24 protein-coding genes are annotated in these 23,692 nt (G+C 62.9%); 6 read left to right on the plus strand and 18 right to left on the minus strand.

Annotated elements, in window-relative coordinates; genetic code table 11:
* The first annotated feature begins 53 nt into the window (after positions 1-53).
* The gene (locus C515_RS20445; RefSeq protein ID WP_051304816.1) at positions 54-974 is read left to right on the plus strand and encodes a hypothetical protein; all 921 of its coding nucleotides are present in this window, start codon (positions 54-56) and stop codon (positions 972-974) included.
* A gap of 77 nt (positions 975-1,051) precedes the next feature.
* On the opposite strand, the gene C515_RS20450 is transcribed toward C515_RS20445, so the two are convergent.
* The 5 genes from C515_RS20450 to rlmE all read right to left on the minus strand — a co-directional run bounded on the left by C515_RS20450 (position 1,052) and on the right by rlmE (position 8,531).
* Entirely contained in the window at positions 1,052-3,496 is a 2,445-nt protein-coding gene (locus tag C515_RS20450; RefSeq protein ID WP_081686866.1) for an EAL domain-containing protein, read from the minus strand.
* A 90-nt stretch (positions 3,497-3,586) separates the two neighbouring features.
* Complete coding sequence (glmM, locus tag C515_RS0109510) at positions 3,587-4,948, minus strand: phosphoglucosamine mutase (protein WP_028455337.1); 1,362 nt, start codon at positions 4,946-4,948, stop codon at positions 3,587-3,589.
* Between the two features lie 13 nt (positions 4,949-4,961).
* The gene (gene folP / locus C515_RS0109515) at positions 4,962-5,813 is read right to left on the minus strand and encodes a dihydropteroate synthase (protein WP_028455338.1); all 852 of its coding nucleotides are present in this window, start codon (positions 5,811-5,813) and stop codon (positions 4,962-4,964) included.
* Positions 5,814-5,873: 60 nt separating this feature from the next.
* Complete coding sequence (gene ftsH / locus C515_RS0109520; protein WP_028455339.1) at positions 5,874-7,790, minus strand: ATP-dependent zinc metalloprotease FtsH; 1,917 nt, start codon at positions 7,788-7,790, stop codon at positions 5,874-5,876.
* A 117-nt stretch (positions 7,791-7,907) separates the two neighbouring features.
* Positions 7,908-8,531 (minus strand): 23S rRNA (uridine(2552)-2'-O)-methyltransferase RlmE, encoded by a 624-nt coding sequence (rlmE, locus tag C515_RS0109525; protein WP_028455340.1) that lies wholly within the window; start codon positions 8,529-8,531, stop codon positions 7,908-7,910.
* A 34-nt stretch (positions 8,532-8,565) separates the two neighbouring features.
* Between rlmE and yhbY the strand changes: the two genes are divergently transcribed.
* Positions 8,566-8,877: a ribosome assembly RNA-binding protein YhbY gene (gene yhbY / locus C515_RS0109530; RefSeq protein WP_028455341.1), complete on the plus strand. Its 312-nt coding sequence runs from the start codon at positions 8,566-8,568 to the stop codon at positions 8,875-8,877.
* Positions 8,878-9,065: 188 nt separating this feature from the next.
* Here yhbY and C515_RS0109535 read toward each other — a convergent pair whose 3' ends face one another.
* The 6 genes from C515_RS0109535 to C515_RS0109560 all read right to left on the minus strand — a co-directional run bounded on the left by C515_RS0109535 (position 9,066) and on the right by C515_RS0109560 (position 16,584).
* On the minus strand, positions 9,066-9,506 hold the full coding sequence (locus C515_RS0109535; RefSeq protein WP_028455342.1) for a DUF4149 domain-containing protein: 441 nt from the start codon (positions 9,504-9,506) through the stop codon (positions 9,066-9,068).
* A 62-nt stretch (positions 9,507-9,568) separates the two neighbouring features.
* Positions 9,569-10,051, minus strand: a complete 483-nt coding sequence (greA, locus tag C515_RS0109540) for a transcription elongation factor GreA (RefSeq protein ID WP_028455343.1) — start codon at positions 10,049-10,051, stop codon at positions 9,569-9,571.
* A 96-nt stretch (positions 10,052-10,147) separates the two neighbouring features.
* Positions 10,148-13,357, minus strand: a complete 3,210-nt coding sequence (carB, locus tag C515_RS0109545) for a carbamoyl-phosphate synthase large subunit (protein ID WP_028455344.1) — start codon at positions 13,355-13,357, stop codon at positions 10,148-10,150.
* Positions 13,358-13,487: 130 nt separating this feature from the next.
* Entirely contained in the window at positions 13,488-14,615 is a 1,128-nt protein-coding gene (gene carA, locus C515_RS0109550; RefSeq protein ID WP_028455345.1) for a glutamine-hydrolyzing carbamoyl-phosphate synthase small subunit, read from the minus strand.
* Positions 14,616-14,731: 116 nt separating this feature from the next.
* On the minus strand, positions 14,732-16,099 hold the full coding sequence (locus tag C515_RS22525; protein WP_051304817.1) for a C13 family peptidase: 1,368 nt from the start codon (positions 16,097-16,099) through the stop codon (positions 14,732-14,734).
* Positions 16,096-16,584: a glutathione peroxidase gene (locus C515_RS0109560; RefSeq protein WP_028455346.1), complete on the minus strand. Its 489-nt coding sequence runs from the start codon at positions 16,582-16,584 to the stop codon at positions 16,096-16,098. The genes C515_RS22525 and C515_RS0109560 overlap by 4 nt, the downstream gene beginning before the upstream one ends.
* A gap of 36 nt (positions 16,585-16,620) precedes the next feature.
* Between C515_RS0109560 and C515_RS0109565 the strand changes: the two genes are divergently transcribed.
* Positions 16,621-17,673 carry an FIST C-terminal domain-containing protein gene (locus C515_RS0109565; RefSeq protein WP_028455347.1) on the plus strand — a complete coding sequence of 351 codons (1,053 nt, stop codon included), beginning with the start codon at positions 16,621-16,623 and terminating at the stop codon, positions 17,671-17,673.
* Between the two features lie 14 nt (positions 17,674-17,687).
* Positions 17,688-18,119 (plus strand): DUF1841 family protein, encoded by a 432-nt coding sequence (locus C515_RS0109570; protein ID WP_211234024.1) that lies wholly within the window; start codon positions 17,688-17,690, stop codon positions 18,117-18,119.
* Between the two features lie 61 nt (positions 18,120-18,180).
* Here C515_RS0109570 and C515_RS0109575 read toward each other — a convergent pair whose 3' ends face one another.
* The 3 genes from C515_RS0109575 to cyaY are packed head-to-tail and all read right to left on the minus strand — an operon-like array spanning position 18,181 to position 20,405.
* Complete coding sequence (locus tag C515_RS0109575; RefSeq protein WP_028455349.1) at positions 18,181-19,617, minus strand: beta-barrel assembly-enhancing protease; 1,437 nt, start codon at positions 19,615-19,617, stop codon at positions 18,181-18,183.
* Positions 19,618-19,655: 38 nt separating this feature from the next.
* A complete protein-coding gene (locus C515_RS0109580) occupies positions 19,656-20,060 on the minus strand; it encodes a YqaA family protein (RefSeq protein ID WP_028455350.1) in 405 nt (134 codons plus the stop codon).
* 12 nt (positions 20,061-20,072) lie between these two features.
* A complete protein-coding gene (gene cyaY / locus C515_RS0109585; protein WP_245575018.1) occupies positions 20,073-20,405 on the minus strand; it encodes an iron donor protein CyaY in 333 nt (110 codons plus the stop codon).
* A 47-nt stretch (positions 20,406-20,452) separates the two neighbouring features.
* On the opposite strand from cyaY, the gene lptM reads away from it, so the two are divergent.
* Complete coding sequence (lptM, locus tag C515_RS23070) at positions 20,453-20,605, plus strand: LPS translocon maturation chaperone LptM (protein ID WP_081686870.1); 153 nt, start codon at positions 20,453-20,455, stop codon at positions 20,603-20,605.
* 67 nt (positions 20,606-20,672) lie between these two features.
* On the opposite strand, the gene C515_RS0109595 is transcribed toward lptM, so the two are convergent.
* The 4 genes from C515_RS0109595 to C515_RS0109610 all read right to left on the minus strand — a co-directional run bounded on the left by C515_RS0109595 (position 20,673) and on the right by C515_RS0109610 (position 22,908).
* Complete coding sequence (locus C515_RS0109595) at positions 20,673-21,326, minus strand: Crp/Fnr family transcriptional regulator (protein WP_051304818.1); 654 nt, start codon at positions 21,324-21,326, stop codon at positions 20,673-20,675.
* Positions 21,327-21,398: 72 nt separating this feature from the next.
* Entirely contained in the window at positions 21,399-22,049 is a 651-nt protein-coding gene (locus C515_RS0109600) for a Crp/Fnr family transcriptional regulator (protein ID WP_028455353.1), read from the minus strand.
* Between the two features lie 18 nt (positions 22,050-22,067).
* The gene (locus C515_RS22530) at positions 22,068-22,424 is read right to left on the minus strand and encodes a hypothetical protein (RefSeq protein WP_144290416.1); all 357 of its coding nucleotides are present in this window, start codon (positions 22,422-22,424) and stop codon (positions 22,068-22,070) included.
* 127 nt (positions 22,425-22,551) lie between these two features.
* On the minus strand, positions 22,552-22,908 hold the full coding sequence (locus tag C515_RS0109610; protein WP_028455354.1) for a dihydroneopterin aldolase: 357 nt from the start codon (positions 22,906-22,908) through the stop codon (positions 22,552-22,554).
* A 74-nt stretch (positions 22,909-22,982) separates the two neighbouring features.
* On the opposite strand from C515_RS0109610, the gene plsY reads away from it, so the two are divergent.
* Entirely contained in the window at positions 22,983-23,615 is a 633-nt protein-coding gene (plsY, locus tag C515_RS0109615) for a glycerol-3-phosphate 1-O-acyltransferase PlsY (protein ID WP_043648930.1), read from the plus strand.
* Positions 23,616-23,692 lie beyond the last annotated feature (77 nt).

A 23,692-nucleotide genomic window follows, 5' to 3' on the forward strand; every position in this document is an offset into this window, starting at 1 on the left:
CGGAACGCAACACGCCAGCCCGCGGACGATTGCCAAGAGCGCCTGCAGACGCGATGATGCAAGCGTTCGATGACACGCTGATGGTGCAAATCATGATCCACTCCCCCAGCCGCCGCAGCCTGCTTGCCCTGCTGCTGAGCGCCATGCTGACCGGCCCGGTTTTCGCCGGCGAGCCGGTCACCATCCTGACCCAGCAGGATGTCTATAGCGATTACCTGAAGTTTCTCAAGGGCCGTGATCCCCTGAGCCTGACGCGTTTCGATGGCGAACATTCGCGGCGGGACGTGGTGGAGCTGGTCCTGGTGCAGCAGGCACTCAAGCTGGGCGGCAATACCCGGGCGATCAAGCTGGTTACCGTCAATGCCACCAGCGACTCCTACAACCGCTACCTGAAGGAAATTTCCACCGGCAATGCGGCGCTTGGCGGCAATTCGGTATGGGAAGTCGATCTGAAGCCGCTGGCCGACAAGGTGTACATCAGCGAGCCAGCCATTCGCCAGGGCGAGTTTCACGCCGGCCTGTACACCATTCCGGGCAACAGCCGGGCACTGGCTGCCAGTGACCGGGCCGCCGTGCAGAAGCTCACCGCCGTGGTTGCCGACAGCTGGAAACCCGATATTGCAACGCTGGAGAGCATCCCGATCAAAAATCTGCTGAAAACCCACAGCTGGGATTCCATGATCGGCATGGTCAGCAAGCAGCGCGCCGATGTGGTGCTGGCGCCCTTTCAGCCCACACCCGACCTTTCCTTCGAAGCAGGCAGTCAGAAATTTGTCCCTGTACCCAATGTGAAAGTGGGCCTGCAGGGCAGCCGGCACTTTTTTGTCAGCCGCAGTTACTCAGGCAGTGCAACGCTCGCCAAGGCACTCAATAGCGGCCTCGATATCTTGCGCAACAACGGTACCATCGAGCGAGCCTACCGGGAATCCGGCTTTTTCAACGCCCGGACGGCTGGCTGGAAGCTGATCAACTGAGGCTTCTGCGACACTCCTGACCGAAACAGCCGGCGACGCCGGCTGTTTGCATTTTGGCTTGCTGATTCTGGCAATACTTACTGCAAGGGTTCCGGCTTGCCGATGTAATACCCCTGGGCAAAATCCACGCCGATGGCGGACAGGTGGCTGCAGATTTCCTCGTCCTCGACAAACTCGGCGATGGTACGCATGCCAAGGCTGTGACCAATGTCATTCACGGCAATCACCATTTGGCGGCTTACGCGGTCATTAGCCATGTCGCGCACCAGGCTACCATCGATCTTCAGGTAATCGACGGCGAGATTCTTGAGGTAATTGAAGGAGGAGAAACCGCTGCCAAAGTCGTCAAGTGCAAAGCGGCATCCACGTGCGCGCAGCGTTTCAATAAACAGCGTCGACTCCTTCATGTTCGAGATCGCGCTGGTTTCGGTAATCTCAAAGCAGACCAGAGCCGGAGGAACCCGCGTCTTGTCGAGTTGCTGCAGGATGAAAGACAAAGTCTGCCGGTTCAGCGACTTGCCGGACAGGTTGATCGACAGATGGGGCAGCGTCAGCCCGTCCTGCTGGCGCTGCGCTAGATAGGCAATGCTGTGTTCAACCACCCAGCTGTCAACCTGCGCCATCATGTCATAACGCTCGGCGGCGGGAATGAAAGCGCCGGGAGGAATGATGCGGCCAGTATCGTCACTCATGCGCAAGAGGATTTCCAGGTGCGCCAGACCACTTGATGACGGCCGCAGCGGCTCGATCTTCTGGGCATAGAGGCGAAAACGGTTCTGCTCGATCGCTTCACGCAAGGTGGCCAGCAGCTGCAGTTCGTTATGCCGCTCCTGCAGGTCATCGTCACCACCGGCATACCAGCTCAGCCGGTTGCGCCCGGCATCCTTGGCGGCAAAGCAGGCCACATCGGCCTGACTCATCGCTTCCTGCGGGCTCAGTGTCGTGGCGTCGATCAGCGCCAGCCCGATGCTGACGGTGACGCCAAACGGCCTGCCCTGCCAGACAAAACGGTATTGCTGCAGGGCATGCAGAATGCTCTCGGCCAGATGGCGGGCATGATCGCGATTGCCTTCGGCCAGCAGGATGCCGAACTCGTCGCCACCAAGCCGCCCCAGCAAGCCAAAGCTGGGCGCCACCAGCACCTGCAGCTGCTCGGTCACCTGACGCAGCAACTCGTCACCGGCGAGGTGGCCGCAGGTATCGTTGACGAGCTTGAACTGGTCAAGGTCGAGCAGCATCAGCACATAAGTCCGCGAGCCCACCGCAGCACGCCGGCAGGCGTCATTGAGCTGCGATTCGAAACCGCGGCGGTTGATCAGCCCGGTGAGGTCATCGTGGTTGGCCTGGTAGGCCAGTTTTTCGGTCAGCGCTTCGGCGGCGCTGACATCATGGAGGATGAGCACCATCCCCACCACGTCGCCATCCCAGTCACGGATCGGCGCAATGGCGTATTCAACCGTCATGCGCAAGCCCTGGCGATTGATGATGCGTGCCTTGTGTCCGCGCGAAGACTGCCGGCTTTCCCTTGCCGCCAGCAGCGCATCGTTGAGGATGTCTGCCGTCAGTTCGCTGCCCGGGGCGCACAGCACGCTGCTGACCGGCTGCGCGCGGCTGTCATTGTGCGACTGGCCGATCAGTTTTTCGGCAGCCGGATTGAGCAGCTTGACCCGGAAATCCGGCGTAGTGGTAATGATGGCATCGGTAATTGAAATCAGCGTGACTTCAGCCAGCTCTTTTTCCAGAAACAGCGCACGCTCGGCATCATCGCGCTCCTGCACGCCCTGCAGCAGATTGCCGCGCATGGTATTGAAGGCATTGACCAGCGTCTGCAGCTCATCGCGCTTTTCGCTGGGGCGCCGGCTCAGGGCCAGCGGCGCCGGCAGGTTGCCATAATCGAAATTGCGCGTGTATGCCGTGATGTGCTTGAGGTGGCGCGCGATCAGGCGATGGTAAAGGCCGAGAAACAGGATGGCAGCGACCAGCAAGCCGACGCCTTCAATGAGCAGGATGGATTGAAAAGTATCAATCAGGCGACTGCGCAAGCCCTGGAGGCTGGAGATCAGCCGCATTTCGCCCAGAATCACCGTCTTGTTGGTCAGCGGGTGCAGATAGCCGACCTGGAAGGTTTCGGTGATGTAATCACCACCGGGTATCAGTTCCTTGCCGGCGCTGTATTTGCCGCCATCGCTTTCGGACAGCTCCACCCGGTCGACCACGCGGGTTTGCAGCATTGAGCTCAGCTGCGTATGTACGGCATCGGTATTGACCAGCCAGAGATTGGCCGCCAGCTGCGGCGTCGTGCTTTTGCCGATGGCCTGCAAATCGGCCCGGGTCTGGTGCAGGCTGCGGTCGTACTCGCGCTTGAGCAAAAACAGCGTCAGGGACAGACACACCGCCAGCCCGGCAACAAAGGTCGCCAGCACAAGGCGTGCGGCAAGCCGGTTTTCCTGATAGGTATTCTGCAATCGATGGAAGAAGGAGGTGTGCACGATCAACCGAGTAAGCTGCTGTCCATCCAGCATAACCGCGCACTGCACGGGTTACAACCGGCAGTACGCAAATCTGTCAGGAAGAACAGGGCCCGCCCACCCGGGGCGCAGAGCTCCCCGGGCTCAATCCGCTGCGGCTTCTTCAGCGACCTTCTGGGCAATTTTGCCCGCCCAGAATTCGGCGGTTTCCTTCTCCGCATGCTCGACCATCACGCGCACCACCGGTTCGGTGCCGGAAGGGCGCAGCAATACCCGGCCGCTGGCGCCCATGGCGGCTTCGGCTTCCTGCACGACAGTCCTGATCGTCGCCGAGGCATGGCAATCGAAGCCCTTGCTGATGCGCACGTTCTTCAACACCTGGGCATAGAGTTGCAGATCCCGGCAGAAGCCGGCCAGGGTCGCCCCACTTTCCTTGAGCGCCTGCAAGACCTGCAAGGCCGAAATGATGCCATCGCCGGTGCTGTGCCTGTCCAGGCACAGCAAATGCCCGGAACCTTCCCCGCCCACCAGCCAGCCATTGGCCTGCAATTTTTCCAGCACGTAACGATCGCCCACCTTGGCACGCTCGAAGCCGATTCCCTTGCCCTTCAGTGCATTCTCGACGCCGAGATTGGTCATCAACGTGCCAACGACACCTGCGCCAAGTGTTCCCTTCTGCTGGCGGTAGGCTGCCAGCACATACAAGAGCTGGTCGCCATCGACGATGCTGCCATCGGCATCGACCATGATCAGGCGATCGCCATCACCGTCCAGCGCGATGCCGAATTGCGCGCCTTCGGCCAGCACGGCGCGGCGCAGCGTTTCCGGGTGCGTGGCGCCGACCTCTTCATTGATATTGAAACCATCAGGCGTCACACCGATGCTGATGACCTCGGCGCCCAGCTCGTGAAATACGTGTGGCGCGACCTGGTAGGTGGCGCCGTGCGCACAATCAACCACCAGCTTCAAACCACGCAGGTCAAGTTCGTTCGGGAAAGTCGACTTGCAGAATTCGATGTAGCGGCCAGCGGCATCGCTCACCCGCCAGGACTTGCCGATCTGTTTCGGGCCGACACAGGGCTGGGCCTCATCAATGGCAGCCTCGATGGCGAGCTCGACCGCGTCATCAAGCTTTTGCCCGCCAGCGCCGAAAAACTTGATGCCATTGTCGTGATAGGGATTGTGCGACGCCGAAATGACCACCCCCGCCGACAGGCGCAGGGCTCGCGTCAGATAGGCGATGCCGGGGGTCGGCAAGGGGCCGGTCAGGTAAACATCCACGCCGGCGGCATTGAAGCCGGCCTGCAGAGCGGCCTCCAGCATGTAGCCGGAAACCCGGGTGTCCTTGCCGATCAGCACGGCGGCATGCTCGCCCTGCTTGCGGCCGGCATCCATCGCCAGAACACGGCCAGCGGCATAGCCGAGTTTCATGGCGAAATCCGGTGTGATCGGATAATCACCCACCAGACCACGCACGCCATCGGTACCGAAATATTTGCGAGCCATGCCCTTCATCCTGTCAGCGGATTGACGATGGCCGGCATTGTAAAGCGGCGAGCACCTGCAGTGCATCCACTGTTTCACTGACATCGTGCACACGGATCACCGCCACTCCCGCCAGGGCCGCCAGCAGCGCGGCAGCCACGCTGGCCGGCATGCGCGCGTCCACCGCGCGACCGGTAATGTCGCCGAGCATGCGCTTGCGCGACACACCGACCAGCAGGGGGGCCGGCAGCTGCGCCAGCATTTCCGGGAGCGCCCGGAAAAGCTCGCGGTTGTGTTCAAAATTCTTGCCAAAGCCAAAACCGGGATCCAGCAAGATACGTTCAGCAGTAATTCCCGCCAGACAAGCATGAGCATGACGCTCAAGCAGATACCCTGACACCTCGGCAACAACATCGGAGTAGACAGGGGCGGCCTGCATGGTCTGCGGCTCGCCCTGCTTGTGCATCAGGCAAACGCCCGCGGAATGCCCGGCCAGCAAGGCCAGCGCGCCATCGCCCTCCAGCGCGGCGATGTCATTGACCAGATCCACGCCCACTGCCAGCGCCGCCGCCATCACGGCCGGCTTGCGGGTATCGATCGACAGCGGCACACCGTCACCCAGCAAGGCCTCGAGCACCGGCAAGACGCGGTCGATTTCTTCCTGCTCGGGGACAAAGGCGGCACCCGGGCGGGTCGATTCGCCACCGATGTCGAGAATGTCGGCCCCCTCTTCAATCAGCCGGCGCGCATGCGCGACGGCAGCCGCCGTGCTGGCATGCCTGCCTCCGTCGGAAAACGAATCGGGGGTGACATTGACGATGCCCATGACGAGCGGGCGATCAAGGGCAAGGCGGAAACGTCCACAGGCAAATTCGGTCTGGCTCATGCATGGGCTCCTGAAAAGGAAAAGGCGGCCCGCAGGCCGCCTTGTCTGTCATACCGGTAATCAGGCTTCGGCCGCCGGAGTGGGCGCCGCTGCAGGCGCATCACCGCTGGGCGTGTTCCCGTCAGACGGCAGGCCAAGCTTCGGCGCAGGCGGATTCTTGGGCGGACGCGGCTGGCGGCCTTCCATGATGTCGAGAATCTGCTCGCGATCGATGGTTTCCCATTCCAGCAGCGCCGAGGTCATGGCTTCAACCTTGTCGCGGTTTTCGTCCAGCAGCTTCACGGCCAGCGCATACTGCTCGTCGAGGATGCGGCGAATTTCCGCATCGACCTGCTGCATGGTCGCTTCCGACAGATTCTTGTGCGTGGTGACCGAACGGCCAAGGAAAACCTCGCCGTCATTTTCGCCATACACCATGGCGCCCATCTTCTCGCTCATGCCATAACGCGTCACCATGTCGCGGGCCAGTTGCGTGGCGCGCTCGAAGTCATTGGAAGCGCCGGTCGAAATCTGGCCGGTAAACAGGTCTTCCGCAACGCGGCCACCGAACAGCATGGTGATCTGCGCCAGCATCTGGTCCTTGTACAGGCTGAAGCGATCCTGCTCGGGCAGCGACCAGGTCACGCCCAGCGCGCGGCCACGCGGAATCACGGTCACCTTGTGCACCGGGTCGCAGCCCGGCAGCAACTCGCCAATCACGGCATGGCCGGATTCGTGATAGGCAGTCTTCTTCTTGTCGTCGGGCTGGATGATCATGGACTTGCGCTCGGCACCCATGAAGATCTTGTCCTTGGCGTCTTCAAAATCCTGCATGTCGACGAGCCGCTTGCTGCGCCGCGCGGCAAACAGCGCCGCTTCGTTCACCAGGTTGGCCAGATCGGCGCCGGACATGCCCGGCGTGCCGCGCGCAAGAATGTTGGCATCCACATCGGACGACACCGGCACCTTGCGCATGTGCACGCCAAGAATCTGTTCGCGGCCGCGGATGTCCGGCAGCGGCACGACCACCTGGCGGTCGAAACGGCCCGGACGCAACAGCGCCGGATCGAGCACATCGGGGCGGTTGGTCGCGGCGATCACGATAATGCCGGAATTGCCCTCGAAGCCGTCCATTTCAACCAGCATCTGGTTCAGCGTCTGCTCGCGCTCATCGTTGCCACCACCGAGGCCGGCGCCACGCTGGCGGCCGACCGCGTCGATTTCATCGATGAAGATGATGCACGGCGCGTTTTTCTTGGCGTTTTCGAACATGTCGCGCACGCGGGCGGCACCGACACCGACAAACATTTCGACGAAGTCGGAACCGGAAATCGAGAAGAACGGCACCTTGGCCTCACCGGCAATCGCCTTGGCCAGCAAGGTCTTGCCGGTACCCGGCGAGCCAACCATCAGGATGCCGCGCGGCATGCGCCCGCCCAGACTCTGGTATTTGGAAGGATCGCGCAGGTAGTCGACGATTTCGGCGACGTCCTGCTTGGCTTCGTCACACCCGGCCACATCGGCGAAGGTGACCACGTTCGTGTCCTGATCCAGCATGCGCGCACGGCTCTTGCCGAAACTGAACGCCCCGCCCTTGCCGCCGCCCTGCATCTGGCGCATGAAGAAAATCCATACACCGATCAGCAGCAGCATCGGGAACCAGTTGATGAAGATGTTCATCAACAGCGACGGCTCTTCTTCCGGTTTCGCCTCGAATTTCACGTTGTACTTGATCAGCGTATCAACCAAGCGGAAATCGAAGGGGGCGAGCGTGGTGAAGGTCTGGCCATCCTTGCGGGTACCCTTGATCAGCTGCGGACGCAGCGGGCTGCCCTCGATGCTGACCTGGGCGATCTGGCCATTTTCCACTTCGGTCATGAACTGCGAATACGGCATGGTATTGGCAGTTGTCTGACGTTTGGTCATCTGGTTGAACACCGTCATCAGCACAAGGCCGATGATGAGCCAGATGGCGATATTCTTGCCGAGATTGTTCACGGCTTTGCTCCTTCAATTCCGGCCGGTAGCCGGGACGATTCATTTTAACGGCAGGCGCCGCGTGTTGCCCCGAAAAATTGCTATCGGGGCCATAGCAGGACTTTGATTCAGCGGAAATTAGCCCTTCTTGCCCTTGCCCAGCAGATAAACTTCACTGCTGCGATCGCGGGATGCTTTCGGCTTGCGGGTCACCACCGAAGCAAACTCGCCGCGCATGGCCTCCAGGTATTCGGTGAAGCCGCTGCCCTGAAACACCTTGACCAGAAAATGGCCGCCAGGTTTCAAGTGTTCGCGGGAAAAATCGAGCGCCAGTTCGCACAGGTACATGCTGCGCGCCTGGTCGGTCACGGCATTACCGGTGATATTGGGGGCCATGTCGCAGATTGCAAGGTCGACCAGCCGACCGTCCAGCAATTCCAGAAAACGGGCCAGCACCTCGTCTTCGCGAAAATCGCCCTGCACGAATTCGACCCCGCGGATCGGGTCCATGTCGAGAATATCCAGCGCGAACACGCGGCCACTCTCCCCCATCAGGCGCCTGGCCACCTGGCACCAGCTGCCGGGCGCGGCGCCAAGGTCGGCGACCCACATGCCGGGCCTGATCAGCTTGTCCTTCTCATTGATTTCCAGCAGCTTGTACGCCGCACGGGCACGATAGCCATCTTTCTGTGCCTGGTGCACATAGTGGTCGTTCACGTGTTCCTGCAACCAGGCATTACTGGTTTTACTTCGCGCCATCAGGTAAACTTCCCTGTTTTTTCAAGGATTTGAATTTATGGAACTCACAGCAGACCAGCGTCGCCACCTCAAAAGCCTGGCCCACCACCTCAACCCGGTGGTCATGATCGGCAACAACGGCCTGACGGACGCGGTTCTGCGTGAAATCGCCGTGAATCTGGATGCCCACGAACTCATCAAGGTTCGCGTCCTTGGCGATGACCGCGAAGCCCGCGCCGCCTTCATGGAGCAGATCTGCGCCGACCTGCAGGCTGCACCGGTGGGCCTGATCGGCAAGCTGCTGATCATCTACCGCCCGACCGAAGAGGGCAAGTCCCGCATCGTTTTGCCGAAGGCAAAGAAAAAGTGATGCCCGCCGAAGGCAAAGAAAAAATGAGGCTTGCCGAAGGCAAAGCAGCAATGCATCACCGGGTGTGAGCCGGGAAACAGCGAACCTTCCCGCCCTCCACGAAAAAGGCAGCCGACGCTGCCTTTTTGTTTGCGCAAGCCACCGGCATCGCCCCCAGGCGGGATCACGCCCGACTGGCGGCAAGTGATTCAGCGGCTGCCGCCCTCGCCCCAGACATAAGCTACACCCAGCAAGGCCTGGACAAAGTAAATCAGCGTGGAAATCGCATGCCAGGTGGCAAAACCGCCGCCGAACAGGCCCTCGCTGGCGTTCACCATGGCGGGCTTGAGTCCGGCGATGATGGGAAACACGGCAAACTGGTTGATCAGCGTGCAGACCAGCATCAGCAGCACCAGCCAGAAGCGGCCATTGCGCAGCGCGCGCAAGCCCTCGACCCACAACCACCAGATCAGTAGATAGCTGCCGGCGACAATCCCCACCCAGCCCATCAAGCCCAGAATCTTGCCGGCCAGGCGGCCGGCCAGCGCATTGTCCAGCGACCCGAACAATGCGGGCGCGACCAGCACGCCGACGACCCACATGCCGCCGATCCAGAATGTGGTCAGCAACTGCCGGATGCCATTCCCCATCACATACCCCGGTAGCGATATGCCTGCGGCCATTCATACCAATGACCTACAGACGAATACCCTTAGATATACTGCACGCCCAGCACTTCGTACTCGCGCTCGCCGCTGGGCGCCATCACCACGGCCACGTCGCCGGCATACTTGCCGATCAGCGCGCGGGCAATCGGGCTCGACACGGAAATCTTGTTGACCTTGATGTCGGCCTCATCGTCACCGACGATCTGGTATTTCACCTTTACTTCACTTTCCAGGTCTTCCAGTTCGACGGTGGCGCCGAACACCACGCGGCCGTCCGCCGTGTCGGCCAGGGCCTTCGGGTCGATGATCTGGGCATTGGAGAGCTTGCCTTCCAGCTCGGCAATGCGGCCTTCAACAAAGCCCTGCTTTTCCTTCGCGGCATCGTACTCGGCGTTTTCCGAGAGATCCCCCTGCGCACGCGCTTCGGCAATCGCCTGGATCACGGCGGGGCGCTCAACGCTCTTGAGGTGTTGCAGTTCCTGCTTCAGTTTCTCGGCACCAGCCACGGTCAGCGGGATAGTAACCATCGTCTTTGATTCTCCTGAACGGCGCCGCTCCCGCAGCACCAAAAACAACAGCCGCCGTCACGCAGGACGGCGGCTTTTCAATTAAGCAATACCTTATCAGCGATTCAGCGCGCGATGCAAGCCCTGCAGATCGTAGACCTTCATCTCGCCCAGCTCCTTGATGCCCACGCACGCGGCGCGCGCGCCGGCGATGGTGGTGAACACCGGCAGCTTGGCCTTCATCGACTCGTGACGGATCGAATAGCTGTCCTGAATGGCCTGACGGCGCTCTTCAACGGTGTTGAAGATCATCTGGATTTCGCCATTGACGATCATGTCGACGATGTGCGGACGACCCTCGGTCACCTTGTTGACCGCAGTCACCGGCACACCTGCAGCCTCGATGGCGGCAGCCGTGCCCTTGGTCGCGACCACCTTGAAGCCGATGCTGGTCAGCACGCGCGCGCATTCCACCGCCCCCGCCTTGTCGCCGTCCTTCACCGAGATGAAGACGCTGCCCTTCACCGGCAGCACGAGGCCGGCAGCCAGCTGCGCCTTCACGAAGGCCTCGGCGAAGCTCTCGCCCACGCCCATCACTTCACCGGTCGACTTCATTTCCGGGCCGAGGATGGTGTCAACGCCCGGGAACTTGTTGAAGGGGAAAACGGCTTCCTTCACCGAATAGAACGGCGGAATCACTTCCTCGGTCACGCCCTGGTCAGCCAGCTTCTGGCCGAGCATGCAGCGTGCGGCCACCTTGGCCAGCGGTACGCTGGTCGCCTTGGACACATACGGTACGGTACGCGAAGCACGCGGATTCACTTCCAGCACGTACACGGTCTCGCCCTGAATGGCGAACTGCACGTTCATCAGGCCGATCACGTTCAGCGCACGGGCCATTTCAACGGTCTGGCGACGCAGTTCGTCCTGCAGCGCCTTGGACAGCGAATACGGCGGCAGCGAGCACGCGGAGTCGCCGGAGTGCACGCCGGCCTGCTCGATGTGCTCCATGATGCCGCCGATGATCACCTGCTCGCCGTCGGACAGCGCATCGACATCGACCTCGATGGCGTCGTTCAGGAAGCGGTCCAGCAGCACCGGCGAATCGTTGGAGACCTTGACGGCTTCGCGCATGTAGCGCGCCAGATCGTCTTCGGAATGCACGATCTGCATCGCGCGGCCACCCAGCACGTAGGACGGGCGCACCACCAGCGGATAACCCAGCTGAGCGGCCAGCGCCAGCGCGTCCTTCTCGGTGCGCGCGGTGGCGTTGGGCGGCTGGCGCAGCTTCAGGTCCTGCAGCAGCTTCTGGAAACGCTCGCGGTCTTCGGCCGCATCGATCATGTCCGGGCTGGTGCCGACAATCGGCACGCCATTGGCTTCGAGCGCGCGCGCCAGCTTCAGCGGCGTCTGGCCGCCGTACTGCACGATCACGCCAACCGGCTTTTCTACCGCCACGATTTCCAGCACATCTTCCAGCGTCAGCGGCTCGAAGTACAGGCGGTCGGAAGTGTCGTAGTCGGTCGAAACGGTTTCCGGGTTGCAGTTGACCATGATGGTTTCATAACCATCGTCGCGCAGCGCCAGTGCGGCATGCACGCAGCAGTAGTCGAACTCGATGCCCTGGCCGATGCGGTTCGGGCCACCGCCGAGAATCATCACCTTCTTGCGGTCGGTCGGCTGTGCCTCGCATTCTTCCTCGTAGGTCGAATACATATAGGCGGTGTTGCTGGCGAACTCGGCCGCGCAGGTATCGACGCGCTTGTACACCGGGCGGATGCCGTGCGCGTGGCGCGCCTTGCGCACCGCATTCTGGTCGCAGCCCAGCAGCGCACCGAGACGGCGGTCGGAGAAGCCCTTGCGCTTCAGCGCGCGGAACTCGGCCTGGGTCACGCTCTCAACGGCACGGCCGCGCAGCGCGTTCTCGGTCTTGACGATATCCTCGATCAGCACCAGGAACCACGGGTCGATCTTCGAGAGCGCATGCACTTCATCGACGCTCATGCCGACACGGAAGGCATCCGCCACGTACCACAGGCGCTCCGGACCCGGAGCAGCGATTTCGGATTCGATCAGCTGGCGGTCGGTGGTGACTTCGTCAAAGCCGGACATGCCGGTTTCCAGGCCGCGCAGCGCTTTTTGCAGCGATTCCTGCTGGGTGCGGCCCATGGCCATCACTTCGCCGACCGACTTCATCTGCGTGGTCAGGCGGCTGTTGGCCTGCGGGAATTTTTCGAAGGCGAAACGCGGGATCTTGGTCACCACATAATCGATCGACGGCTCGAACGAGGCCGGGGTCTTGCCACCGGTGATGTCGTTTTTCAGCTCGTCCAGCGTGTAGCCCACGGCCAGCTTGGCGGCCACCTTGGCAATCGGGAAGCCGGTGGCCTTGGAGGCCAGCGCCGAGGAGCGCGACACGCGCGGGTTCATTTCGATGACGATCAGGCGGCCGTCCTTCGGATTGACCGAGAACTGTACATTGGAGCCACCGGTGTCCACGCCGATTTCGCGCAATACCGCGATCGATGCATTGCGCATGATCTGGTATTCCTTGTCGGTCAGCGTTTGCGCAGGCGCCACGGTGATCGAGTCGCCGGTGTGCACGCCCATCGGGTCGAGGTTTTCGATCGAGCAGACGATGATGCAGTTGTCGTTGCGGTCACGCACGACTTCCATCTCGTACTCTTTCCAGCCCAGCAGCGATTCTTCAATCAGCAGCTCCTTGGTCGGCGAAAGGTCGAGACCACGGGTACAGATTTCGATGAATTCCTGGATGTTGTAGGCAATACCGCCACCGGAACCGCCCATGGTGAAGGACGGACGGATGATCGCCGGAAAGCCGACCTGCGCCTGCACGGCCAGTGCTTCTTCCAGCGAGTGGGCGATGCCGGAGCGGGCGGAGCCCAGGCCGATCTTGTCCATGGCCTGCTTGAACTTCTGGCGGTCTTCAGCCTTGTCGATGGCTTCCGGCGTCGCGCCGATCAGCTCGACCTTGTACTTGTCGAGCACGCCATTGCGCCACAGGTCCAGCGCGCAGTTCAGCGCAGTCTGGCCACCCATGGTCGGCAGGATCGCGTCGGGACGCTCCTTCTCGATGATCTTTTCGACCATCTGCCAGGTGATCGGCTCGATATAGGTCACATCGGCCATGTTCGGGTCGGTCATGATGGTCGCAGGGTTGCTGTTCACCAGAATGACCTTGTAACCCTCCTCGCGCAGCGCCTTGCAGGCTTGCGCGCCGGAGTAGTCGAATTCGCAGGCCTGGCCGATGATGATCGGGCCGGCGCCAATGATCAGGATGCTGTTGATGTCGGTACGTTTTGGCATTGTGTGTGAGGTGTGAGGGGTAAGGCATAAGGAGCCAAACCGCTTTACACCGTCCTCCTGGGAGAATTGAGAGAGAAGAACGAGGTCAGGAACGAAGAGGGCTTGCGCCTCACTCCCCGCTCCTCACACCTCACTGCTTGCCAGCCATGCTGGCGATGAATTTGTCGAACAGATACGCCACATCGTGCGGGCCGGGGCTCGCCTCCGGGTGCCCCTGGAAGGAGAACGCCGGCTTGTCGGTCAAGGCGATGCCCTGCACGGTGCCGTCGAACAGCGAGCGGTGTGTCACGCGGACATTGGCCGGCAGACTGGTTTCATCGACCTGGAAGCCGTGGTTCTGGCTGGTGATCATCACGTGCTTGCTGTCCAGATCCTGCACCGGATGGTTGGCGCCATGGTGGCCGAACTTCATCTTGCTGGTCTTGCCGCCGGCAGCAATGCCGAGAATCTGGTGGCCCAGACAGATGCCGAACAGCGGCAGGCCCTTGGCAAGAAACTCGCGAGTCGCGTCGATGGCGTAGGTACACGGCTCCGGATCACCGGGGCCGTTGGAGAGGAACACGCCATCCGGATTCAGCGCCAGCACCTCGGCAGCCGGGGTCTGCGCCGGAACAACGGTCAGCTTGCAACCGCGCTCGGCGAGCATGCGCAGGATGTTGTGCTTCACGCCGAAGTCGTAGGCCACCACGTGGTATTTCGGGTTGGATTGCACGGTGTAACCCACGCCCAGCTTCCACTCGGCGGTATGCCACTCGTACTTGTCGCTGGCGCTCACCACCTTGGCGAGATCCTGACCGGCCATCGAGCCGAAGGACTTGGCCTTTGCCACGGCAGCGGCGGCGTCGATCTTGTCGCCGGTGACGATGCAGCCGGGCTGGGCGCCCTTTTCACGCAGGATGCGGGTCAGCTTGCGGGTATCGATATCGGCAATAGCCACGACACCGTTTTTCACCAGATACTCGCCCAGACTCATGTCGGCACGGAAGTTCGAGTGAATCAGCGGCAGATCGCGAATGATCAGGCCGGCGGCAAAAACGGCGCGCGATTCGGCGTCTTCGGCATTGACGCCGTAGTTGCCGATGTGGGGATAGGTCAGGGTCACCATCTGTTTGGTGTAGGACGGGTCGGTCAGGATTTCCTGATAACCGGTCAGCGAAGTATTGAACACCACTTCACCGATTGTTTCACCGTTGGCGCCAATGCTGGTACCGTAAAACAGGGTGCCGTCGGCAAGCGCAAGAAGGGCTGGTGTGGACACGGGCGGCTCCTAAATGGGGGGAATTCTGGCGGCACACGTAGAAAAACGGGACAGGTCGACCCCATCCCGTTTCATGTGCAAAATTGGCGGAATTCTACCCTGAAAGCGCCCGGCTTTCAATCCGCGCGCCGGAACCATCCGGCCAGCCTGGGCTGGATCGCCGCGCCCGCCAGCCATTGCGGATTGGACGGCGTGAGCCCCAGCTCCTTTTCGCGCCGCCCCACTTCGCGCCGCGCGGCGGCAAAGGCTGCCGCCCAGCCGGATTCCTTCCGCAAGCCATCGTAGAGCGCGCGACCAAAATCGGTGAAATGGTTTTCATCGGCGCAGCCAAAGGAGGTGTTGTCGGCATCGGCCGCGGTGATCACCAGCGTCTGCGCATCGGCCAGCGGCTTCAGGTAACCGCCGCTGTAACAGGCCGACACGATGATGATGCGCCAGCGCACGCCAGCCGCATCCAGCGTGCCGCGCAACCACTGCGGGTCAAGCTGGGCCAGCTCCAGCGGCGGACTGTCGAGCACGAAGCGATGCCGCGGGCCCGGACCACCATGCGAGGTCAGGTAGAGCAGCAAGGCATCTTCGTCCGGGTTCATCTGCTGCGCCGCGCGGCGTATGCCGGCGGCAATGCTGGTCAGGGTGGCGATGGGCACCTGCCCCGCGCTGGCATCATGATTGGCCAGCAAGAGGGTATGTGCCTGCGCACCAAACTGCTCCTTGGCTAGCGCCGCATACGCCGAACTTTCGCGCAGGAAAACCTGCTGACTGGCATCACCGCCAACCGCGATGGCAAACAGCTCGGCCTGCCCCGGCGTACCCGGTGCGATGGCGGCCAGGCGCTCAGCCAGCAAGGCTGGCTCCGCATAAAAATGCCGCTCGCTGGCGAGTCTGGGTGGCGCATACTCGCGCTGAAACGCTTGGCTCTCCGCTTCCGACCAGACCCACAGGCGATCAGCATCATTGAAAAACCAGACCTGCACGGCACTGGCCAGCAAGAGCAGCAGCGCGTAGAGTGCAGCGCGCCAGCGCGACAGCAAATCCCAGCGCACCAGGCACACGGCCAGCGCCAGCGCCTGCCAGAGCGTGAGCACGACAAAAAGGACAAAACCGGCCCAGCCATCGGCCAGTTGCGGCAGCCGTGGCAAGAGCCAGATCATCAGCGGCGCATACAGCAGCACGGTGATCAGCAAACCCTGCGCCCAGCCCAGCATCAGCGCCACCCAGCCCACCGGGCTGTCGGCACGCGGCGCCACCAGCTGCACCAGCAGCAAACCGAGAAAAGCCTGCAGCAGCCAGACCGGCACGGCTGGCCAGTTGAGCGCCGAGCCCTGCTCCAGCAGGCGATACTGCACGACAAGCGCGGTCAGAAACAGCAGCGCCAAGAGCGGCAGGACAGGCCAGCGCGACAGCCCGGCATGGGCAAAATCGACCCGGCGAAACAGCAGCGTGCGCGCCGCCGTGCTCAGCGGCGTATGCAGGGCGCCCCTCATGCGGCATCCAGCAACGACTGGATATCGTCGGCGATGGCCTCCGGCTCGGTTTGCGGCGCATAGCGGCGCAGCACCTGGCCGTCGCGCCCGATCAGAAACTTGGTGAAGTTCCACTTGATGGCTTCGCTGCCCAGCAGGCCCGGCTGCTGGGCCTTGAGCCAGACATACGCGGGGTCGGCTGCATCGCCATTGACGTCGATCTTGGCGAACAGCGGAAAGCTGACGTCAAACCGGCTGCGGCAGAATTCTGCGATCTCGGCATTGCTGCCCGGCTCCTGCCCGCCGAACTGGTTGCAGGGAAAGGCGAGCACCGAAAAACCACGCCCGGCAAAGCGGCGCTGCAAGGCCTCCAGCCCGGCATACTGTGGGGTAAAGCCGCACTGACTGGCCACATTCACCACCAGCAGCACCTGCCCCTGCCAGTCGGCCAGCGGCTGCGTACGCCCTTCGCCGTCCAGAACGCTGAAATCGTAAAAGCTGCCCATCTGCATTCTCCCAACTTGCTATATGCTTGCGCGATTATGCCTGAAGCCGACGACAACAAGGCCGCCAGCGCCTGGAGTGGCCATGCCGCTGCCGCCAAAGCAACACCCGATGTGGCAAGCCAAGCCCTCAGCCATGCACTGCGCAAGCGCGGACAGCTCACCGCCCCGGCCGGCAGCCGGGTCTGGCTGCTGCTCACTCCGCATTTCCGCCATTGCGTCGCCGCCTGCCTGGAACGCCTGGCGCGCGAAAGCCGCAGCCTTCATCTGGTCGGCTGTCTGGCCAACGGCATTTTCAGCGACGAGGACTGGTCGCTGGATGGCCCGATGGCGGTAGTGCTGATCGAACCACCGCCCCCGGCCGGCGACCGCTGGCGCCTGACGCTGGCGGCGCCCAATGCCCTGGCTGGCGACTGGGCGCACGACGGCAAGCTGCGCATCGGCGGCATTGCCGGCGATGCCACCGGCGTCGGCCCTTACTGCCTCTGGCAAGGCCGGCACATCAGCGCCGGGCGGCTGGACCTGCCCTGCCGGCGCCCACGCTGGCTGCAGGCCGACGGCTTTGTGCCCGACGGCCCCCGCCAGCGAGTCAGCGCCAGCGACGGCCTGCTGCTCACCGGCCTCAATGGCCGCCCGGCCCTGCCGCTGCTGGCGCACTGGCTGCAGGACAGCGGGTCGGAGCAGCGGCTCTGGCAGGGCGCCATGCTGCATGAACCCGACCACCCCAGGCAGGGGCGCTGGCTGGCGCTGCTGGGGCGTGACGAGGCCCGTCAGGGCCTGCTGCTGGGCGGACACGCACCACGGGATGCCGAGCTGGTCTGGGGTCATCAGGATCCGGCGCTGACCGCCGCACGGCTGGCGGACGGGCTGACGCAGCTCGCCCGCCTGCGCCGACCGGCCTTTGCGCTGGTCTTCGCCAGCCAGCATGGCGGCGCCTTTGGCGGCACCGGCGAAGACCCGTACTGGCAGGCCGTGCGTACGGCGCTGCCGGGCGTGCCCTTTGCCGGTTTCTATGGCAACGGCCAGCTGCTGCCGCTAGCCAGAGGGATACAAGTCATCGACAATGGCATGCTTGCCGTCTTGTTCGATTGAGGAAATCAAGGTCCATGCTGTTCAATCCCAGCCGCGAGGAAGCGCGGCGCTTTTTCATCACTGCCTGGCAAAAACACTTGCAGCAACAGCCGCTGGCCGACCTGGAGGCCATCGTCGTTGACGTGCTGGAGGCGCATCCGGAATACCACGCCTTCCTCAGCGAAGACTACCTCGACCGCGACTGGCCGCCGGAACACGGCGAGAGCAACCCCTTCCTGCACATCAGCCTGCACCTGGCGATCGCCGAACAGCTGGCCATCGACCAGCCCGCCGGCGTGCGCGCGCTGTACGGCCAGCTGCATGCCCGGCACGGCGACGCCCACAAGGCGCTACACGACATGCTGGAATGCCTGGGCGAAATGCTCTGGCAGGCACAGCGCCAGCAAACGCCGCCCGACCCGAACATCTATCTGGACGGCCTGCGCCAGCGGCTTCAGCAGCGCTAATCAATAGGTATACGACTGCAGCCCAATGAACGATTAGGCTGCAGCCACATACCCAGCACGCTTATTCCTTGCGGTATTGCTCCAGGTCGCGAATGCGCGCATCAATGCCCGACTGCAGATGGAAATCGTTGCCCGGCTGGCGCAAGGCCAGCTGGAACTGCTCCAGCGCCGGGCCGTACTCCTGCAGGCGCACATAATATTCGCCGAGCGCCTTGTGCTTGGCCATCGGTTTGTCCTGCTTCTCGTAGACCCGCGCGGCACGCTGGTACAGCCAGGCATCGCCCGGATACAGCGAGAGCCCGTCGTCCACCAGCGCCAAGGCTTCTGTCAGCTTGCCGGCGGCCGTCAGGGCGTCGATGGTGCCGTACAGCAATGCCCGGCTGCCGATGAACTGCGCGCGCGCCGCCTGCAGGATGGCGACGGCCTCGCTGCTGCGCCCCTGATCCAGGCGGATTTGCCCGGCAAGGAATTCCAGCGCCGGGTGCGACTTGCCGGCCAGTACCGCACGCGCCTGCTGCAGCGCCTGCCAGGCAAGGTCATAGTCCCGCGCCTGATAGTGCGACAGCGCCAGACCATAGCGCGCGGCCACTTCGCTGGCATAGCGCTTGTCGCCCAGGGTTTTCTGATAGAAATCGACGGCCGCCTGCCCGCCCAGTTGCTGGGCGCGCAGCTTTTCGCGCAGGAACAGGAAATCCAGCGAATCGGGCACCTGGCGGTAAGGCCGGTCGGCCACCCGGGCCTGGGCGTCGGCAATGCGCTTGTAGGTCACCGGGTGGGTGCGCAGGAATTCCGGGGCATTGGCTTCGATAATGCGGTTGTGCCGCTGCAGGCGCTCGAAGAAGGCCGGCATGCCTGCGGGGTCGTAACCGGCATCCTGCAGCGTCTGCATGCCGATGCGGTCAGCCTCCTGCTCGAAGGCATAGGTGAAATCGAGTTGCTGGCGGGTGGCAAGACCGGCCCCGGCCATGGCCACGGCACTGCCCATGCCCGACTGTCCGGCATGCGCAGCCAGCAGGGCCACCGCCATGGCGGCCAGCGACACCCAGGCGCCGGAGCGCGAACCGTCCAGCATGCGCGCGACATGGCGCTGGCTGACGTGGGCAATTTCATGCGCCAGCACGCTGGCGAGTTCCGATTCATGCTGGGCCGCGACGATCAGGCCGCTGTGAATGCCGATATAGCCGCCAGGCATCGCAAAGGCATTGACCGAACGGTCACTGAGGGCAAAGAAGGTAAAGCGGCTGTCGCCGACATTGGCAGCCTCGACCAGCCGATGCCCCATGGCGTTGAGGTAGGCGACCACTTCGGGGTCGTCGAGCAGCAGCCCGCTGCGGCGAATCTGCTGCATGGCGGTCTGGCCGATTTCGCGCTCCTGCTGCGGGCTGAGCGTCTGCGACGAGACATCACCCATATCCGGCAGGGATTGTGCCGCCAGCGCCAGCGGCGCCAGCAACTGGCTGGCCAGCAGCATGCCCAGCACGGCATTTCGCAAATGCATCACCTTGTTTCCATTCGAATAAATTGCGGACCTGGCCGTCAACCCAGCCAGGCCAGCGACAGGGCGGTCAGCAGCAGATAGCGCAGGGCCTTGCCCAGCGTCACCCAGCACACCACGGCCCGCCATGGCCAGCGCAGGTAGCCGGCCAGCACGCACAGGGCATCCCCCAGCACCGGCGCCCAGCCGAAAATCAGGCTGGCGGCCCCCCAGCGCCGGGCCAGACGCAAGGCCAGCTGCTGGCCGGTGGGCTCGGGCAACTTGCGCGCCAGCCAGACCGTCAGCACGGAACCCAGCACATTGCCGAGCGTGGCTACCAGCAGCAGCACCCACCACCACTGCGGCCAGCTGGCAAGCATCGCCACCAGCGCCAGCTCGGAATTGCCAGGCAGCAGCGTGGCCGACAGGAAGGCCGAGGCAAAGAGCCCGGCAAGCGCCCAGAGCATCAGCACGCACTCTCAGGCAATGTGGACCGTCGTTCCCAGATGCAGGCTCAGCGCGGCGGAGAGATCGGCATAAAACTCCCCGCTACCGCGCGTGCTCTGCCAGTCCTGCCCGTCCCAGCGATAGTGGAAACCGCCATTACGGGCCGCCAGCCAGATTTCCTGGTTGGCCGTGTGCCGGTTCACGACCACCTTGCTGCCGTCTTCGCATTCCAGCTCCAGCACATTGCCGGCACGCAGGGGATCGATCTCCAGCTCCTGTTCGTCAATCGCGGCTTCAATGCGGGCAAACACCGCATCACTGCGGTCGAGAAACTCCCCTTCGGTCATGGCACCTTTCCATTGCATGCTAAAATCGCGATTTTGCACCAATCCATGCGAAAGCGGCGAAGCGAATGCACAAACTGATTGCGATGATTCTGGGAGCAAGCCTGCTGGCAGCCTGTGGCTACAAGGGCGCGCTCTACCTGCCCGGCAGCGAGGAAGCCCAGAAAAGCGGCAAGACCCCGCGCCCGGCCACAGCCCAGGCCAGCGAAGCAGCCCGGTAAACGACGCCCCTGCCCCCACCCGGGTGACTGGACGGCATGGCAAGGCGGCACCCGCCCCGCGTGGGCCTCAGAAGCGTTCCGGCAGTTTTTGCAGCAGGATGATGCGCTTGTTTTCCAGCCGGATATAGCCGCCGAACACCAGCTCCTTGAGGATGCGCGCGATCATTTCGCGCGAGGAACCCACGCGATCGGCAATCGCCTGCTGCGTCAGCGGCTGGTTGACCATTTCCTGACCATCCACCGATTCCACCAGCGACTCCAGCAAGGCGCGCAGGCGGCCATAGACATCCAGCAGCGCCAGATTTTTCATCGTGTACGACAGCCGGCGCACCATGCCGGCCAGGTTGCGGATCACCGTGTCCTTCACGTGGGGGAAGGCTTCCATCGCCGCGTGAAAATCGGTCTTGGTGAACATCAGGAAGTCCGAGTCTTCCTCGGCCTGGGTGGACCAGCCGCGCGGCTCGTCGTCCAGCAGCGAAATCTCGCCCATGGCAATGCCGGGCTCGCCCATCATGAACACGAATTCCTTGCCCTGCGCATCGCTGGTAAAGGAACGCGTGCGCCCCTCGATCAGCACGTACATGGCATCGGCCGGGTCGCCCTCGCGAAACAGAAAGCCGCCTTTGGGAATATGCCGGCGTACCGCCGCGCGCAGGACGTAATCGAGTTCTTCGTCGCTGAAGCCGGCAAATAGGGGAATTTCACGCAGCATTTCTTTCATGGATTCATCCTGAAGCAAGTGGATTTCGTGTAAGCGCCATGGCCGGCTGGCGGAGGCAGGGCCAGGCGCGGCTCAGAAGCGTTCGGGCAATTTCTGGTGCAGGACAATACGGCGCTGCTCGATGCTGACATAGCCGCCAAAGACGAGTTCCTTCATCACCTTGGTGATCATCTCCCGCGATGCGCCCACGCGTTCGGCAATTGCCTGCTGCGTCAGCGGCTCGCGCACCACGCACTGCCCGCCCTCGTCGACCTTCAGGCTTTCCAGCAGGGCGCGCACGCGGCCATACACATCAGTGAGCGCCAGACTCTTGACCATGTCCGAAAAATGCCTGGCCAGGCGCAAGGCCGCCATCAGCATTTCCTGCCTCAACTCCGGCAGCGCGTCCATCAGCTGCAGCAAGTCGGCACGCTGGATCACCAGCAGCTCGCAGTCTTCCTCGGCCCTGGCGTTCATCTGGCGCGGCTCCTGCAACAGCATGGCGGCCTCGCCCAGCGAAGAGCCCGGCTCGATAAAGCCGATCACGAACTCCTTGCCGCGCTCATTGCTGCACGACACGCGCAGGCGGCCACGCTGCAGCACGAAACTGTGCTGCGCCGCCTCGCCTTCGGCAAACAGCAACTGCCCCTGCGGCAGACGCTTCAGGCGGGCCAGCCTGGCGACGGCCTGGCGCGCCGACTCCGGCAGGCCGGCAAAGAGATCAAAGGGTTCGGTAGCAAACATGGCCGCGCCCGGGAAAAATCAGTGGGCCGCGTCGTCGGGCACCGGCTTGGCCGGCTTGTCGCCCGCCGTCGCCGAGGCCTCGTGCTCGGCGAACGTGGACGCGGCGGGCGCATCGATGTCGAAACGGTTGATTGGCGCATCGGGCGGCGGCGGCACGATGTCGATCTTTTTGGTCAACATGTACTCGTTCATCTCTTTCCAGCCGGCGAAGATGTCAGCCTTGGGCACCTTGGGATTGCGCCGGTAGCAGTCTTCCAGCGAGCGCCCGCTGTGCCGGCAGGCGGCGCCGATGGCATTGCCATTGGCCTGCTGCTTGTTCATGGCCTGCTTGACCTGATCGCAGCCGACCAGGGCTGGCAGCGCGGCCGCGAGCAACAGGAACTTGCAAAACATCCGCACAGGGCGCCTCCACAACGAGATTGTCAAGGCGATTGTAAGTGATTAAACCCCATTGTGCAGTAATCACATTCCCTTGCCCGCACCATTGTGACAGCCCGCAGCCTCAGCTGCGCCGTCCGCGCTCGATCGAGACGCCGACTCGGGCCACCTCGGTGAGAATGCCGGGCTTGACCACGGTGACCTTGACCCAGGGCGCGCCAAAGTCGTGCAGGATGACGTGGGCGATATGCTCGGCCAGCGCCTCCAGCAGCAGGAAATGCTGTGCGGCCAGCACGCCGCGCAGATGCTGCACCAGCTGGTCGTAATCGATGGTATCGGTCAGCTCGTCGCTGACGCAGGCCCGCGCCGACGGCAGGCCGACGTCCAGATCGATTTCCACGGCCTGCGGCGCCGTGCGCTCCCAGTCATACCAGCCGATTACCGTGCGCGCACGAATGCCGTGCAGAAAAATAATGTCCATGCTGTGCCGCCGGCCTTGGCCGGCATCCTGAAGAATCGCTAGAATCCGAAGCTTTCGATTGTAATGGAATCGGCATGTCCCCGCTTGTTCTCACCCTGCTCTGCACGCTGGCCGCCTACCTGCTCGGTTCGCTGTCCTTTGCCGTGATCGTTTCGCGCCTCTGTGGCCTGGCCGATCCGCGCACCTACGGCTCGAACAACCCGGGCGCGACCAATGTGCTGCGCAGCGGCAACAAAAAGGCGGCCGCGCTGACCCTGCTCGGCGATGCACTGAAGGGCCTGATTGCCGTCGGCGCCGTGCGCCTGCTGGCGGCGCCACTGGGCTTGACGAACGAGGACATCGCGATTGCCAGCGTGGCGGTGATCGTCGGCCACATGTGGCCGGTGTTTTTCGGCTTCAAGGGTGGCAAGGGTGTCGCCACCGCGCTGGGCGTGCTGCTCGCGCTCAATGGCTGGATGGGGCTGGCGGTGCTCACCGTGTGGCTGTTTGTCGCCAAGGTGCTGAAGATTTCCTCGCTGGCGGCCCTGTGCGCCGCGCTGGTCGCGCCGCTGGCCTGCTGGCTGTTCACGCGCGAGCCCAGCTGGCTGATCGCCGTTTCCAGCATTGCCGCCCTGCTGATTTTCCGGCACAAGTCCAACATCGCCGGCCTGCTCTCGGGCAAGGAAGGCAAGATCGGCGAGAAGGCGTCCGGCAAAGATACCCAGTAACCGATACTGCCACAGCCCATGCGCGCACTAGCCTGAGGGCGCATACCATACCATACCATCAGCGCACCAGCCCGCGC

This window comes from Chitinilyticum litopenaei DSM 21440, assembly GCF_000428145.1.
Lineage (GTDB): Bacteria > Pseudomonadota > Gammaproteobacteria > Burkholderiales > Chitinibacteraceae > Chitinilyticum > Chitinilyticum litopenaei.